This window comes from Nocardia sp. BSTN01, from assembly GCF_015354405.1.
In the GTDB taxonomy this organism is placed as follows: domain Bacteria; phylum Actinomycetota; class Actinomycetes; order Mycobacteriales; family Mycobacteriaceae; genus Nocardia.
Genome location: NZ_JADKYP010000016.1, coordinates 92,474 through 105,842 on the forward strand (window position 1 = coordinate 92,474; position 13,369 = coordinate 105,842).

General features: G+C 67.4%; 14 protein-coding genes and 1 pseudogene. 9 read left to right on the forward strand and 6 right to left on the reverse strand.

Translation table 11 applies throughout. The features are described 5' to 3' along the window. The first annotated feature begins 24 nt into the window (after positions 1 to 24). Entirely contained in the window at positions 25 to 831 is an 807-nt protein-coding gene (locus tag IRT45_RS15880) for a tyrosine-protein phosphatase (RefSeq protein ID WP_194806620.1), read from the forward strand. Between the two features lie 48 nt (positions 832 to 879). Here IRT45_RS15880 and IRT45_RS15885 read toward each other — a convergent pair whose 3' ends face one another. Both IRT45_RS15885 and IRT45_RS15890 read right to left on the reverse strand, forming a co-directional pair. Beyond that, positions 880 to 1,419, reverse strand: a complete 540-nt coding sequence (locus IRT45_RS15885; RefSeq protein ID WP_194806621.1) for a GNAT family N-acetyltransferase — start codon at positions 1,417 to 1,419, stop codon at positions 880 to 882. Next, entirely contained in the window at positions 1,416 to 2,654 is a 1,239-nt protein-coding gene (locus IRT45_RS15890) for an MFS transporter (protein ID WP_194806622.1), read from the reverse strand. The genes IRT45_RS15885 and IRT45_RS15890 overlap by 4 nt, the downstream gene beginning before the upstream one ends. Before the next feature lie 269 nt (positions 2,655 to 2,923). Between IRT45_RS15890 and IRT45_RS15895 the strand changes: the two genes are divergently transcribed. Beyond that, positions 2,924 to 3,865 carry a hypothetical protein gene (locus IRT45_RS15895; protein WP_194806623.1) on the forward strand — a complete coding sequence of 314 codons (942 nt, stop codon included), beginning with the start codon at positions 2,924 to 2,926 and terminating at the stop codon, positions 3,863 to 3,865. Between the two features lie 6 nt (positions 3,866 to 3,871). Here the strand turns inward: IRT45_RS15895 and IRT45_RS15900 are convergent, their stop codons facing one another. The 3 genes from IRT45_RS15900 to IRT45_RS15910 form a co-directional block, all read right to left on the reverse strand. Then, complete coding sequence (locus IRT45_RS15900; RefSeq protein WP_309240987.1) at positions 3,872 to 5,080, reverse strand: hypothetical protein; 1,209 nt, start codon at positions 5,078 to 5,080, stop codon at positions 3,872 to 3,874. A gap of 101 nt (positions 5,081 to 5,181) precedes the next feature. Next, complete coding sequence (locus tag IRT45_RS15905; protein ID WP_228534404.1) at positions 5,182 to 6,600, reverse strand: MFS transporter; 1,419 nt, start codon at positions 6,598 to 6,600, stop codon at positions 5,182 to 5,184. A 120-nt stretch (positions 6,601 to 6,720) separates the two neighbouring features. Continuing rightward, the gene (locus IRT45_RS15910; protein ID WP_228534405.1) at positions 6,721 to 6,966 is read right to left on the reverse strand and encodes a hypothetical protein; all 246 of its coding nucleotides are present in this window, start codon (positions 6,964 to 6,966) and stop codon (positions 6,721 to 6,723) included. A gap of 137 nt (positions 6,967 to 7,103) precedes the next feature. Here IRT45_RS15910 and IRT45_RS15915 point away from each other — a divergent pair, with 137 nt between their 5' ends. Next, positions 7,104 to 7,871 (forward strand): helix-turn-helix transcriptional regulator, encoded by a 768-nt coding sequence (locus tag IRT45_RS15915; RefSeq protein WP_194806625.1) that lies wholly within the window; start codon positions 7,104 to 7,106, stop codon positions 7,869 to 7,871. A 12-nt stretch (positions 7,872 to 7,883) separates the two neighbouring features. Here IRT45_RS15915 and IRT45_RS15920 read toward each other — a convergent pair whose 3' ends face one another. After that, positions 7,884 to 8,342, reverse strand: coding sequence for an SRPBCC family protein (locus IRT45_RS15920; protein ID WP_194806626.1), 459 nt, complete (start codon positions 8,340 to 8,342; stop codon positions 7,884 to 7,886). Between the two features lie 305 nt (positions 8,343 to 8,647). Between IRT45_RS15920 and IRT45_RS15925 the strand changes: the two genes are divergently transcribed. The 6 genes and pseudogenes from IRT45_RS15925 (at position 8,648) to IRT45_RS37765 (ending at position 13,123) form a co-directional block, all read left to right on the forward strand. Further along, positions 8,648 to 9,802, forward strand: coding sequence for a tyrosine-type recombinase/integrase (locus IRT45_RS15925; protein ID WP_194806627.1), 1,155 nt, complete (start codon positions 8,648 to 8,650; stop codon positions 9,800 to 9,802). A 240-nt stretch (positions 9,803 to 10,042) separates the two neighbouring features. Further along, on the forward strand, positions 10,043 to 10,246 hold the full coding sequence (locus IRT45_RS15930; protein ID WP_194806628.1) for a helix-turn-helix domain-containing protein: 204 nt from the start codon (positions 10,043 to 10,045) through the stop codon (positions 10,244 to 10,246). Further along, a pseudogene (locus IRT45_RS38030) lies at positions 10,243 to 10,527 on the forward strand (HNH endonuclease signature motif containing protein); the annotation flags it as partial. The gene IRT45_RS15930 and the pseudogene IRT45_RS38030, both read left to right, overlap by 4 nt. A 30-nt stretch (positions 10,528 to 10,557) precedes the next feature. Continuing rightward, positions 10,558 to 10,797: a hypothetical protein gene (locus tag IRT45_RS36885; protein ID WP_228534406.1), complete on the forward strand. Its 240-nt coding sequence runs from the start codon at positions 10,558 to 10,560 to the stop codon at positions 10,795 to 10,797. Continuing rightward, on the forward strand, positions 10,794 to 11,102 hold the full coding sequence (locus IRT45_RS15940; RefSeq protein WP_194806630.1) for a hypothetical protein: 309 nt from the start codon (positions 10,794 to 10,796) through the stop codon (positions 11,100 to 11,102). Before IRT45_RS36885 ends, IRT45_RS15940 begins: the two co-directional genes overlap by 4 nt. 167 nt (positions 11,103 to 11,269) lie before the next feature. Then, positions 11,270 to 13,123 (forward strand): AAA family ATPase, encoded by a 1,854-nt coding sequence (locus IRT45_RS37765; protein WP_194806631.1) that lies wholly within the window; start codon positions 11,270 to 11,272, stop codon positions 13,121 to 13,123. Positions 13,124 to 13,369: the final 246 nt, after the last annotated feature.

Sequence of the window (13,369 nt, forward strand, 5' to 3'; positions counted from 1 at the left end):
AGTTTCCCTCTGAACGGAGCTGACATGGCCCATCGTTCGATTCGCCTCGCCGCCACCGTCGCCGCCGGCGCCCTGATCGCGACCGGTCCGGCGCTGGGTGTCGCGGTCGCCGCCGACCCGCCCGCGGCGCCCTCGTCGGTCGCGGTGAACACCGAGAACCGGTCACTGCGTCTGGCCAGTGTGCAGAATGCCCGCGATATCGGCGGATACCGCACCACCGACGGCCACGTCGTCCGGACCGGCCTGGTGTTCCGTACCGCCGACCTGAGCAAACTGTCCGACGCCGATTCCGCCGCGCTGTCCGCGCGCGGACTGCGGGTCGTCGACGATCTGCGCACGAGCTACGAGCGCGCGCTGGGGCAGGACCGGGTGCCGGCGGGGGCGACGCTGAACATCCGCGATGTGATCGGCCAGGCGCCGCCGCAGGTCATGGCGTCGACGCTGAGTGCCGGCAGCGACCTGTACCGCGCGTTCGTCACGGCTCCCGGTGCGAGCGAGGCGTTCGCCGGAGTCCTGCACGACGTCGCCGGCAGCGACGGTTCGGTGCTGTTCCACTGCTCGGCCGGTAAGGATCGCACCGGCTGGACCGCGGCCGTGCTGCTGACGATCCTCGGCGTGGATCGCCACACGGTGAACTACGACTTCCTGCTGTCGAACTACTACCGCGACGCCGCCGCGGGCGACGCGGTCAACGGTGTCGTGCAGTCGGCGCTGGATTCCGCCTTCGATCAGGTGGATCGCAGCTACGGCGGTTTCGACAACTACGTGCACGACGGATTGAAGCTGACCGACGGCGATATCGCGACCTTGAGGGCGAAACTGCTGTCCTGACCGCGGATTTCGGCACGCGGGTGGAATCCGGTTGCGCGACAGCCGGATTCACAACTCCCGTTGCATCACGAAGTCGTGGCACAACTGGTCGCCGACGGTGAAGGTCTTGGTGCCGATCCGGCGGAAACCGTGCTTGCCGTAGAAGCGCTGGGCTCGCTCGTTGCGCTGGTTCACGCCGAGCCAGATCACCGGATATCCGCCGCGGCGGGCGTAATCCACCGCCGCGTTCATCAGAGCGGTCGAAACGCCACTGCCGTGATGGCCGGGCATCACGTACATCTTGCTGATCTCGAGCGCGGGGCGGGCTTCGATCAGGGCGGCGACGGCGGCGTCGACCGGTTCGCCGGAGATCAGCATGGTGTAGCCCACGATGTCGCCGCCGAGGACGGCCTTGAGCACGATCCGCTGCGGATCGCTCAGATAGTCGCCGAAGCGCTCGCCGGACAGCACCTCGGCGATGAAGGTGCCGATGTTCTCCTCGCTCAGCTCCGGCGGGCAGGCCAGGGGAAACGTCGCGGTAGCGACGTCGCTCAATTCCTCGGCGTCCCAGAGTCCGGCGCGGTCGACGACGACTTCCTGCTCGGTCATGGGTCCAGTACAACATGTCCGGTGTGCGTCGCCGACAGGTCGCCGGGCGCCGGACGTGGCCGGAAGAAGCGGGCGGTGGCGATGAGGACGAGCGCGAACAGCAGTGGGATCACGAACCCGATCCGCAGACTCGACGCGGCGGCGACCGCACCGACCACGCCGCCGCCGATCAGCGTGCCCGCGTAGTTGAACAGGTTGAGCCGCGCGATCACCGCGTCCAGTCCGCGGCCTTCGGTGAGCCGACCGGCCTCGCTGAAGCACAGCGGCGCGATCACGGGCAGGCCGAGGCCCGCGATGAGGAATCCGGCCAGCGCGGTGGCCGGTCCGGGCGCGGCCACCACGAGCGTCAGTCCGAGCACGCCGATACCGGCGGCCACCCGCACCACCGCCCGCGCGCCGTAGCGGCGCACCCACCAGTCGCCGCTGAGCCGGGTGAGCAGCGAGGCGCCCTGATAGGCGGCCAGTGCCAGGGCCGCCGTCGCCGACGAGGACAGCAGATCGTCGGTGAGGTAGAGCGCCGACCAGTTGCCCACCGCCAGATCGATCGCGAACACCAGCGCCATCGCGATTCCGAGGGCGAGATAGGCCCGCAGCGCAACGGCCGCAAGGGGTTCGGGGGTACGGCCGGAGTCGGTGGGCTGGGCCTCGGCCTGGCCGGCGCCGAGCAGTCGCGGCCCGAACACCAGACTCGCCACCGCGACCACCGCGGCGGCGATGGTGACCGCGTAGGGCAGCGTGATGCCGACCTTCTCGCAGCCGGAGACGAACAGTGCGCCCAGAATCGAGCCGGCACTCCACGCGGCGTAGAACGACGACAGCACGAACCGCCCGTACCCGTGCTGGATGAAGACGGCTTGCATATTCGTGCCCGCGTCGACCATGCCGACAGCGACCCCGTAGCAGCCGAGCGCGATCAGATCGACCACGATATTCGGGGCGACCGCGATCGCGAGCCCGCTCACCGCTATCAGCGTCAGCCCGGCCCGCAGTGCCACCCGGCTCGACCAGCGCACCGCCACCCGCTCGGCGAGCAGGCTGCCGCCGGCGGCCAGGCCGGAGATCATCACGACCGCGACCAGGATGACGGTGTCGGTGAGCCCGAGCCGATCCCGCTGTTGCGGCAGTTCGGTGAGCACGACCGCGAGGAAGAAGCCCTGGAGCGCGAAGGCCACCGAATTGGCGGTGCGGGCGGCCCGCAGGGTGGTCGATACAGGAATGTATCCGCGGTCGAACATCTGCGCAGCCTAATGGGTGAGTGCCCGTTGGCGGTAGCGGAGGGCTCGGGCCCCGAGGCCGTGCGGCGGACGTTCCGGCTTCGCAACGTCGCGATTACGCCGCCGTCCGACGGCGGACGATTCCGCAGTTCACCGGAGTCGATGATCACGTCGGGCTCCCGGTTGGATAACGAAACCGGTCACGGGGACGTGTAGCCCCCTGGCCGGTGCGGCACTCTGGAGACAGCGGACCGCACGGGCCGCTGGTGCACGGGTAGGGGAGTGGTCGCGTGAGTACGACAGAACGGGCCGACACGAGGCAGCAGACGACGACGCTGGCTCCCCTGGAGCCGGTGAAACTGCCTGTGGTGGAGCCGAATCCGCGTGGACATCAGGCGGGTGACCGGTGTCGGGAACCCGGATGTGGCGACTGTCACTGGGATGTGCAGCGGCTCAAGTACTGGTTGCGCGGCAGGCTGCTGGCGGCGGGCGCCGACGATGCCGAGGTGGACAAACCGCTGGGTGCGCAGACGCCGGGTCTGCTGTGGCGGCGCGGGAACCGGTTGTGCGCTATCGAGGTGCGCAGCGCGCCGGTCTCGATCGAGCACGCGCGAAAACGCACGGCCCGGTTGAAGGCGGTGGGTTGTGACGAGGTGTTGTGGCTGTGTCCGACCGGATACTGGATCGGGCAGATACCGGCACTGGGCGTGGACGATTTCGCCGCCGCCGGCTGTGAGTACCGGGCATTGTCGGGCGGGCTGGACCTCGATTCCGACGGTATCCTCAGCCACAGGCAAACCCCGTGGGGAATAAGGGAATTCATCGATGGTTGGGTCGGGGGCACGTTGGCCTGCGGGTATCTGGACGAGGACACGAGAGGGTGGGCGACGGTGAGCACTTGGGAGGCCCACACCCACGCACAGGCGATGATGATCGCGCAGCAGCGGCAGGAACTGCTCGACCAGCGCACCGAATTGGCGTTGGCGCGCAGGGCGACTCGCGACAAAGCCAAACAGATGCACAAGATGATGCACCGGCTCGAACGCGCCGAACTCGTCGCCGGGGAGTTGGATGCGGTTAAACGCCGGCTGTCCGACCGCGACCGTCTGGAGGCCGGCTTGCGGGTACGGATCGCGCGTCAGCGCGAGGCGGTGCTGCACTGGCAGCTGATGACCTGTTTCGCGATGCTGGTGATCGTGACGTTCATCGTGGCGGGATTCATGCTGAAGTAGGACCGGTCAGGTCGCGCTCAGCCGGAACGGGGCACGATCCCAGCGCCAGCCGTGGCGCAGGACGAGCGCGATCAGGTCCACCGGTTCCAGGCCGGTCTCGTCGGCCAGGCCGTGGAACTCGGTCCAGTGCACGGCGCCGGTGGCGATCCGGTTGCGGAGGATGTTCTCCGAGCGAGCGGGTACGGTGTGCCGCAACAGATCCGGTTCCCCGAGCCGGCTGCCGGTGAACACCAGCCACCCCCAGCCGCGGGAATGCGCGTGCGCCCGGGCCGCCGCCAGACGCACCCGGTTGGCGTGTAACCCCAACTGCCCCAACGCGACCACGTCGATCAGCAGTACCCGTCCGTCGGTCAGCCGCGCGCCGACGGTGGGGCAGTAGGAGTCCGCGACGCCGTCGACGGTGAAGTCGACAGCCGTGGGCCGCTCGGTGTAGCTGTCGATCTGTTCGCCGTCGTCGAGTATGCGCAGCAGCCGGGCCTGCAGCGCGGTGTCGAATGTGGTTTCGCGGCCGAGCTTCTCGGCGAACATGTGGCCGCGGGCGTCGTCGTCGGCATCGACCGTCGTGATGGGCAGCTCGGGCAGGTCGTCGGGATCCGCGCTCGGCCATTCCACCCGCCGCAGCAGCGGAAGCAGTTGCCCGGCAGTGGGTTCGGCCGTACGAGGGCGATCGAGATGCCACCGGCCACGCTGCTGCCATCCCGCGATGCGCTGATAGACGAAACCCGCGACCCGTTTGGCGTCGATGAGCGAATGCCCGGCCAGCCGCAGCTTCAGATAGGCGAGATCCTGGGCGGCGATATCGCAATCTCCGACGTAGGTCTCGATGAGCAGCGTGCGCGTGAGCCGCTGATCGCCCCAGCCGACCGGATACTGCCCGGCGAACACGGCGGGGTCGGGGTAGCCGGTGGCCTGTACTCGCCGCAGCAGTTGCCCCGCCGCCCGCGTGTAGAGCTGGCGCACCCGGTCGCGGGACAGTTCGAAGCGGGCGCCCAGCAGTGTCAAGGTCTCCGGGCGCGCACCGTCGAGCCCGAGCCGGCGGGTGAGCAGCTCGCCGTCGCGGGGGCGTTCCTCGGTCTGGGCCGCGACCATGTCCGCCAGCGTGTCGGCCATCTGCTCGGAGGTGAAGGAGATGCCGTCGCGCAGGTCGTCGAGCAGCCCGGCCTGTATCTCCTCGATCCGGTTGGTGGTCACCACATGCCTTTCGCTGTCTCGCACGTCCTTTCGAAAGCCTATGCCCTCGTGCGGGTTCCGGGCGCTCGCGCGCGGGCGTGTCCGCCGATGTGGTGACCGGATTCAGCGGCGAGCCGCTCGGTGACTCAGCGGCGAGCCGGTTCGGTGAGGCGGCCCTGTCGGCTCGCTTCGGCCGTTCGCGACCCGCCGGCTTCGATGGCGAACACGGTGACCAGCAGCGCCACCACCCACGCGAGCGCCGATCCGATCGCCAGCGTGTGGATGGCGCCGACGAAGCGCGCCCCGGTCGGTGATCCGGCCACCGCACCGAATATCGCGACACCGCAAGCGGTTCCGACCTGCCGTGCGGTATTGGACACACCCGTCGCCAGCCCGGACCGGTCCGCCGGTGTGGCGCGGACCGTCGCCGCGACCACCGACGTCGTGATGAGGCCGGACCCGCAGCCGAGCACGGTGAAGCTCAGCAGCAGTCCGCTGCTTCCACCGCGGCCGTCGAGCGTCAGCAGCATCGCGGAACCGCAGGCCGCGAGGGCACAGCCGATCGCGATCGCCGGGCGCGGCCCGTACCGGGCGGTCAACCGCCCCGAGACCGGTGCCAGCAGCACGAGCGGCAGGGCCAGCGGCAGCACGCTGACGCCGGCCGCGACGGGGGAGCGGCCCAGCGTGTCCTGCAGATACAGCATGCCGATGAACAGGATGCCGTTGAAGATCAGGTTCATCATCAGGGCCACGACATTCGGGGCGAGAAATTCCTTGTGCCGCAACAGGTCCACCGGCAGGAACGGATGCGTGCTGTGCCGCGCCGAGCCGTAGGCGCCCGCCAGAGCGCCCACCGCGACCACCACCGCGATGCCGACGACCGCCGTCGCCGCGTGGTGGCCCGCGGAAATGATGGCGAACACCAGCGCACTCAGGCCGAGGACGAACCCGGCCAGCCCCGGCACATCGATACGCCCGCCACGCCGTGCTGGTGTGGTCGGTACCACGGCCCGCGCCGCGACGGTCGCCGCGATCGTCAGCGGCACCGCGATCCAGAACACCGGCCGCCACCCGAAGCGGTCCACGAGAATTCCGCCGGCCAATGGCCCCGCCGGCAGTGCCAGCGAGGAGACCGCCGCCCAGGTACCCAATGCCTTCGCCTGTCGGGCCCGATCCGGGAAGGCGTCCACGATGACGGCCATGGTGCTGGGCAACAGCAGCGCGCCGCCCACGCCTTGGACGACCCGCGCCGCGATCAGCACGCCGATCGCCGGAGCCAGTGCGCAGGCCAGCGACGCCAGCCCGAAGACCGCGAATCCGGCCAGCAGCATCCGGCGATGACCGGTCCGATCGCCGACGGTCCCCGCCGCCAGCAGCAGTCCCGCGATCGCGATCACATATCCGTCCACCACCCACTGCAGCGATGCGACGTCCGTATGCAGACCACGCCCGATCGCAGGCAGTGCGACATTCACGATGGTCACATCCAGCAACACCAGAAACATCCCGGCGCACATCACCGTGAGGATGACGGCCGGATTGCGCACCTGTGGAGTCGAAGTCATATCCGCAGTGTGGGTGCGGAACCTTTCGGCCCGGACCGAAGTATCGGCGACGGAGCGGCTCGTGACGACGAACATCCATCTCCCGCCGCTTCTTTCGCTCTTCGCCCGTGGCGGCGCGAGTCAGGTCCGGCGGCGGAACCATCGCCGGCGGCGACTCCGGCGATACACGACAGCGGTGACCCGTGCGCCCAGGGAGTCGGTGACGTGGAAGTACTCACCACCCAGGTCGGCGGCGGCGTACGCGATCTCGTCGATCGAGCCGTGGATGTCGCCGGCGCCGAACGCGCTCAGCGTCATCTCGACCGTTCCGATCGGGTCGAATCCCTCGGTCGGTGGCGCATCCAGTTCCTCCGCACGCACACGCACCACCTCAATGTCGGCCGAACCAGGACGGTAGTCAAGGTCGCGAAGCCGGGTCGCGCACCGGTCGGCGGATGTCGCCGCGTCCTGCGGGCGACGACGGTTCGGTGGGCACCGAAGTGTTGTCGCGGCAGACTCGGATCATGACCGATCGCCGACCTCTCTACGGATATGCCGATATCGCCGCCGTCGGCGCCCTGCTGGCCGACGCGACCCGGGCGCGCATGATGATCGGCCTGGCGGACGGTCGCGCGCTGCCCGCGTCGGTACTGGCCGCGGAATCCGGGGTCGCGGCATCCACAGCCAGTGAACATCTGGCGCGGTTGGTCGAGGGCGGGCTGCTGACCGTCGAGCGATCCGGCCGGCACCGGTACTACCGCATCGCGAATTCGCGGGTCGGCGCCGCGATCGAAGCGCTGGCCGTGCTGGCGCCGACGCGGCCCGTGCGCTCCCTGCGCGAATCCACCCGCGCGGCGGCGCTGCGCCGGGCCCGCAGCTGCTACGACCACCTGGCCGGTCGGCTGGGCGTCGCGGTCACCGAGGCGCTGCTCGATCGGCAGGCCTTGACCCGGACCGACGGTGTCGCGGGAACCGCACGCGCACAGGGAGATCCGATCTCCGCGCCGATGACGGACCACCCGTACCGCCTGGGCCCGAATGCCGAGCCCCTGTTCGCCGAGCTGGGCGTGGATCTCGACGCCGCCCGTGGCCGGCGCCGCCCGCTGCTGCGTTTCTGCGTCGACTGGAGCGAGCAACGCCATCATCTGAGCGGCGCGCTCGGCGCCGCGGTCCTGACCCGCATGGAAACCGCGGGCTGGGTGGAACGCCCCGGCACCCGCCGCACGCTGCGGTTGACCGACAGCGGAGCGCGGGTGCTCGACCGGGTGCTGGGTGTCGACCTCGCCGGCTAGCCCGGACCGGCTTCAGCCGTGCTCGACCGCGATCTTCATCCGGTTGAGCGTGGTGGCCATGTCGTTGTGGTTGCGCCGGCCGCGCGCCCAGCCGAGCGCCGTCCAGTAGAGCCGCAACGGCGCGATCGCCGCCAGTTCGAACGATTCGGTGACATCGGTGCCCCCGTCGCGCGCCTCGAGCCGGTAACTCCACCTGTTGATACTCATTCCCCCGGGGCCCAGGACGGTGAAGGCGAATTCGCGGTCGGGCTCGCACACCTCGACCCGGCAGGTGGTCCAGTACACCGGCCCCACCTGGTTGCGCCGCACATGCCCCCGGAACTTCGCCCCCACCGCGGGGCCCGTTGCCCCGCCGACCCATCGGGCCTCGAACGTCTCCGGACTGAACTCGCCGATCCGGGTGACATCGCTGACCAGCGCCCACACCTGCGCCGGCGACGCCGCCATATGGACGGTTACCGAATCGCGCACGACATCCCTCCTTGTCGCTCGGCTTGTTGTTCGACCGTATCCCAGTCGAGGGGCGGCGGACGCGTTCGTTTCGGGTCCGGATACAAGAAAGCCCCGGTCGAAACCGGGGCTGACCTGTTCTTCGTTGGTGCGCGATACTGGGATTGAACCAGTTCTAAGCCTACTGTCGGGAAAGTCCCTTGCTTGCGCAAATAGTGTTCTGACCTGCGCGTACAGTGGATGTGTAAGCAGGCAGCTGTGGACAGATTCGGACACAGAGTGCCACATCTCAGTTCACGTTCAGTTCACGAAACAGGCGATTCCCGATGGCACGTGGCGAGGGCAGGAAAACCAGGCAGACCGGAACGTTCGGCACGGTGCAGAAATTGCCCAGCGGACGTTTCAGGGCGCTGTACTACGGCCCGGACGGCGACGGCAAGCGGTACAAGGCACCGACCACATTCCTCACCAAGCAGGACGCGCGCGGCTGGCTGGCGATGCAACAGGCCGACATCATCCGCAAGGTATGGCAGCCGCCGCAGGCACCGGATCGTAAGCGCGTGACCTGCCGCGAGTACGCCGAGCAGTGGCTCAAGCACCGGCCGCTCAAGACGCGCACCCGCGAGCACTACCGGCGGCTGCTGGACAAGAACATCCTGCCGATGCTGGGAGAGCAGCTGCTGGGTTCGATCACCGCCGACGACATCCGTGACTGGCACGCCGTGACCCTGACCGACCGGCCGACCATGCGCAGCCATGCCTACGGGCTAGTGCGGGCCATCCTGGGAAGCGCCGCGAGTGAGGGAAAGATCGGCGCGAACCCATGCCATATCCGGGGTGCCGGAAGCGCCAAGCGCGTGGTGAAGATTCGCCCCGCCACGTTGCCGGAGCTGGAGACGATCACCGCCGCGATGCCCGAACGCTATCGGGCGATGGTGCTGCTGGCGGCGTGGTGCGCATTGCGGTTCGGGGAGCTGACCGAGTTGCGGCGCAGCGATATTCGCCTCGAATCGAAGCAGAAGAAGCGGAAGACGGTGTGGTCCGGGGAGATTCGCCTATATCGCGGGGTGGTGCGCACCGACGACGGGTTCGAGGTCACGACACCGAAGTCGCAGGCCGGTAGCCGGGACGTGGCCATTCCACCGCATCTGTGCCCGATCGTCGCCGCGCATCTGGACGACCATGTGGGGACCGAGCCCGACGCACTCCTGTTTCCGGCGGTGCATGGTCAGCCCCTGGCCCCGGCGACTTTCTACCGCTGGTGGTACCCCGCGCGGGAGGCGGCCGGGCGCGGTGACCTGCGATTCCATGACCTGAGGCATACGTCGGCGACCCTGGCCGCTGCGACCGGGGCGACGCTGGCCGAGTTGATGAATCGCCTGGGGCACAGCACATCCGCTGCCGCGCTGCGGTATCAGCACGTAGCCAAAGGGCGGGACGCCGAAATCGCGGCGCTGTTGTCGAAGATCGCCACGAAATAAATCTCCTTGGGGGGCGTCGACTCTCTCATTTCTTGTCTGCGCTCATCGTTTTCTGCAAATTGTGATGGCGTAGAGGCAATTTCACCCGACACGGCACATCGCATGGTGTGACTGCTGTGAACCGCTGAGATTATTGAGTTCTGAGGGCGCTGTGTTCTCGGGCACCTGTTTCCGCTCCTGCTGCAGCATCTGACCGGTCACGTCCGTGACTATTCGGAGTTAAAAGCAGGGAGCAAAACAATGGCGAAGCAGACAGTAGTAACCGCGCCGGAGTACACAGATCTTCAGGGTGCAGCGACGATCCTCAGTTGCGACGAGCGCACGATTCGCCGTCTCATCGCCGACGGAAAACTGAAGGCGTACAAGCTCGGAACCAAGGCCGTTCGGATTCGGCTGACCGACCTGGGCGCTGTCCTACGACCTTTCGGCGGCGGTGTCGCATGAGGTGCAGGCCGATTCCTGCTGGGCTGTTCACACGCGGAGATATCCACGCCAATGTTGTTGTCTCCGAGACACCGAATCCTGTTGTCGGGACCCCGTGTTGGGTGTGGCAGGGACGGAGAAGCTCCAAAGGCTACGGGTATATCGACCGCAAAGGGCAGGGCTTCCGTGCCCATCGGGTGTCGTACACGGTGTTTCGCGGGCAAATTCCCGGAGGGCTTGTGCTGGACCATCTTTGCCGAAATACATCGTGCGTGAAACCTGAGCATTTGGAGGCGGTCACGAATCGCATCAACCTCAAGCGAGGTGTCGGTTTGACCGCCGAGAGAGTCCGCGCGAGAGATTCGGGCCGCTGCATAAACGGCCACGTCTTGGCCAACGTTGGATTGTATAGAGACGGGCGCTATCTCAAGTACGCTGAATGCAACCGGAGCCGAAGCCGCGAACGGCTGTCGAATCCCGAAGTCAGGGCGAAGAAGCGTGAGCGCGACCGCGAACGGTACGGCGCGAAAAAGAAAGCCGCACAGCACGCCGAAGGCGGCGGTACCGGATGAGCCCGAAGAAAGCCCCCGGCGTGACCAATAGCACCGGGGGCAATACCAACACCAGAGAGATTCGGTTCGGCGTCTGCAAGCCTACTCGAGTCTCTCGACACCGACACAACAGGCGCAGAAACCGTGACCGCGAGTTCTTTGCCCGCTATCCCGATGCCACGGAATACACCCGCGCGCTGACTGCTGCTGAACGGGCTTTCCTGACGGCAGCGCTCGGTGTGGGCGTGCTCGGAACGCTGACGGTCAGCCGTGACGGGCGGCGCGTTTTCTCCGGCTCGTTTTCGCTGGGCGGTGGCCGCGAATGAGCGAAGACGACCTGACGATCGCGCGAAAGCTGATCGAGCACGGCATCCCGGTTTTCGTCGCTCCCAAGGCAACCAACGCCGAGGGCAATTGGGACCCGGACGGAGGCACCGGCAACTGCGGATACCGGCTGCCGACCGCATGGCAGCACACGAAGCCCGACCCGGCGGTGCTCGACACCTACCGCGACGGCGACGCACTGGGCATGGTCTGTGGTCATGGCCTGGATGGGCTGGATTGGGACACGCGCCATGGTGGCGATGTCACCCGCGACGGAATGCTCAGCGCCGGAGTATGGCCGACCACGTATGGCACGGCAGCGACCCCGAGCGGCGGTGGTCATGATCTGGTCGCAGCACTTGGTGTGCGTAGCCGCGACGGCATCAGCAACGGACTGGATGTCAAGGCGGGCGTGGACGGTGCGGGCTGCGGTTTCCTGTTCATCGCGCCGACGCGGAAGAAGTCGAAGGTGGACGGCGAAATCCGTGCCTACCAATGGACTACGCGGCCGGATCTGGACAGGCTGGCCGAGGACGGCCCCACCGACGACTCGGGCGCGCACATCGCGGAGATGGTCGGCACCGCCCGCGTGGGCGACGCCGCACCCGAAGATGAATCACCCGGTGAGCATGATGTCGAATACGCCGACCTGACCGAGAACCAGCGCGCGCGCGTGGACAGCTATATCGAAAGCACGCGGGAGAGGATCGGCAAGGAACTGCGCGAGTTGCAGGACTGGACGCCGGGCCAGCGCGACGCGAAAGGCAATGGCTGGCAGAAGATCACCGCCGACGCGGCGTGGCGGCTGGGGCAACTCGCCCGTGAGCACTGGAACACGCTGACCGAGGCGGAGGCGCGAAAGGTGCTGGTGGAGAAGGCACCGCGCGACCCCGGCTTCGACCTGCCGAAGATCGGAAAGATCTGGGAGGCACAGTGGCGGCGCAGGCCACTGGAGGGGCTGCCCCCGGATCTGCGCGAGCGGACCACCACCGAAGACGAGCCGGCGGCTGGGGTTGACACGACTATGTCAACGGATACGGCAGTGACGGAGCCGGTTTCACCGTGGGGCAAGGTCGATCTGGCCGAAGTCCTCGCCGACGACTACGAGCCGCCCCGCGCGACGATACTGCGCCGATCCGACGACATCGGGCTGATCTATCCGGGCAAGGCGCATTCGTTCATCGGCGAATCGGAAGTAGGGAAGTCCTGGATCGCGCTACAGGCGGTCGCCGAACAGATCGCACTCGGTGAGCGGGTTCTCTACCTCGACTACGAGACGGACGCCGCCGAGATCACCGGGCGACTGCGCGCGATGGGTGTGCCCAAGGGCGACCTACTGCGATACCTCGACTATCGACAGCCGGAGATGCCACCCACCGCGAACGACACAGCCACGCTGACCGGCTACGCGCTGGCGGTAATCGACGGTGTGACCGCATGTCTGAGCACATTCGGCTTCAAGGGCGATTCCAACGACGACGTCGCGATCTGGACCGAGAGACTGCTGAAACCCGTCGCGCGAAACAGCGCGGCCGTGGTGTCCACCGATCATGTGACCAAGGCGAAGGATACGCGCGGGAACTACGCGATCGGTGCGCAGTCCAAGCGCGCACTGGCCGATGTGTGCTACCTCGTCAGCTCCGACGATCCTCCTTTTGCGCGGGGGCGGACCAGCGTCCTGCGACTGGAGATCAGCAAGGACCGGCCAGGGTATGTGCGCGGCGCGAGTCCGGCAGGCAGGGCAGGCGAGAGGCAGATTGCCGCGCGGGTGGTACTCGACTCCGACGCGGATACCCACCAGGTCACCGTGAAGGTCGAAGCGCCGACGCTGCAACAGCAGATCGACGCGGAACAGCAAATGGCGAACGAACTCGACCGGCTGGGCTGTCCGGTGTTTGGCCGAGACAAGACCATCGCGTGGATGAAAGACAACGGCATGCCGACACGGAGCGCCGCATTCATGACCCGCGTGGTCGGGATACGGAATGCGAAGGCCCAGACCACCGTATTGGACGACGAATGACCTGTTCCCGGACAAGATCGCAAACCACGGGGCTCAGAACAGGTCTCGGAACAGGTTTTCCGACCCTGCAACTGTTCTGGGTGTTCGGAACAGGTCACCACGTTTCGCAGCTCGGAGCTGTTCGGAACAGGTTTGGAACTACCCGGAACAGCAGGCTTTACGCGAGACCTGTTCCGAAAGCCCCCCTGTCTCTCTTAGGACAGGGGCGGCGGACAGGGCGCAGCCTCGACGGCACTTCACACCGCA